We start from the raw sequence: 1,638 nt of genomic DNA on the forward strand, positions 1-1,638 counted from the left end.
TTCCACAGCAATGGCATCCTGGTCATCCAGCGGATAGTTAATGATCAGCCCACTGACGCGTTGCGCGAGAAGATTGTGCACCGCCGCTTTACAGGCTTCGACGCCGCTTCGTTCTACCATCGACACCACCACGCTGGCACCCAGTTGATCGGCGCGAGATTTAATCGCCGCGACAATTTGCGACGGCGCGTGCAGGGCCAGACTGGAGGTGGCAACGCCAATCAGCAACGACTGTTTGCCCGCCAGTTGTTGTGCCACGCGGTTGGGAATGTAATTCAGCTCCGCCATCGCCGCTTCCACTTTTTCCCGCGTTTTCGCAGAAACGTGGCTGGCCTGGTTCACCACGCGGGAAACGGTCTGATAAGAGACACCGGCATACTCTGCGACATCGTATAACGTTACTGGTTTCACATTCACCACCCTGAATTGACTCTCTTCCGGGCGCTATCATGCCATACCGCGAAAGGTTTTGCGCCATTCGATGGTGTCCGGGATCTCGACGCTCTCCCTTATGCGACTCCTGCATTAGGAAGCAGCCCAGTAGTAGGTTGAGGCCGTTGAGCACCGCCGCCGCAAGGAATGGTGCATGCAAGGAGATGGCGCCCAACAGTCCCCCGGCCACGGGGCCTGCCACCATACCCACGCCGAAACAAGCGCTCATGAGCCCGAAGTGGCGAGCCCGATCTTCCCCATCGGTGATGTCGGCGATATAGGCGCCAGCAACCGCACCTGTGGCGCCGGTGATGCCGGCCACGATGCGTCCGGCGTAGAGGATCGAGATCTCGATCCCGCGAAATTAATACGACTCACTATAGGGGAATTGTGAGCGGATAACAATTCCCCTCTAGAAATAATTTTGTTTAACTTTAAGAAGGAGATATACCATGGAACTTTGGGTATCACCGAAAGAGTGTGCGAATCTTCCTGGTTTGCCGAAAACATCGGCTGGTGTGATTTATGTTGCTAAAAAGCAAGGATGGCAAAACCGCACTAGAGCAGGTGTCAAAGGTGGTAAAGCAATTGAATACAATGCGAACTCTTTACCTGTTGAAGCGAAAGCGGCGTTATTGCTGAGACAAGGAGAGATTGAAACAAGCCTGGGGTATTTTGAAATCGCCCGCCCCACGCTGGAAGCCCATGATTATGATCGTGAGGCACTGTGGAGCAAATGGGATAACGCCAGCGATTCCCAGCGCAGACTTGCTGAAAAATGGTTGCCTGCGGTTCAGGCTGCAGACGAAATGCTGAACCAGGGGATTTCAACGAAAACGGCTTTTGCGACCGTTGCAGGGCATTACCAGGTCAGCGCATCCACTTTGCGGGACAAGTATTACCAGGTACAGAAGTTTGCGAAGCCTGACTGGGCGGCTGCACTTGTTGATGGACGTGGAGCATCCCGTCGCAATGTTCACAAAAGTGAATTTGACGAGGATGCCTGGCAGTTTCTGATTGCAGATTATCTGCGACCGGAAAAACCCGCTTTCCGCAAATGTTATGAGCGTCTGGAACTGGCAGCCCGCGAGCATGGCTGGAGTATTCCCTCCCGTGCCACGGCCTTTCGCCGGATTCAGCAACTGGACGAGGCAATGGTTGTTGCCTGTCGTGAAGGTGAACATGCACTGATGCATCTGATACCGG

The 1,638-nt window shown here is 54.2% G+C and carries 1 protein-coding gene and 2 pseudogenes; 1 reads left to right on the plus strand and 2 read right to left on the minus strand.

The features are described from left to right. Both lacI and U9R90_RS36085 read right to left on the minus strand, forming a co-directional pair. Positions 1-411, minus strand: a pseudogene (lacI, locus tag U9R90_RS36080) (DNA-binding transcriptional repressor LacI); the annotation flags it as partial. A 79-nt stretch (positions 412-490) separates the two neighbouring features. Beyond that, positions 491-775 (minus strand): annotated as a pseudogene (locus tag U9R90_RS36085) (MFS transporter); the annotation flags it as partial. Positions 776-884: 109 nt separating this feature from the next. Here U9R90_RS36085 and U9R90_RS36090 point away from each other — a divergent pair. Next, a partial coding sequence (locus U9R90_RS36090) for a DNA-binding protein (RefSeq protein ID WP_411061712.1) occupies positions 885-1,638 on the plus strand: 754 nt, incomplete at its 3' end.

The organism is Streptomyces sp. E11-3 (assembly GCF_046540415.1).
Taxonomy (GTDB): Bacteria; Actinomycetota; Actinomycetes; order Streptomycetales; family Streptomycetaceae; genus Streptomyces.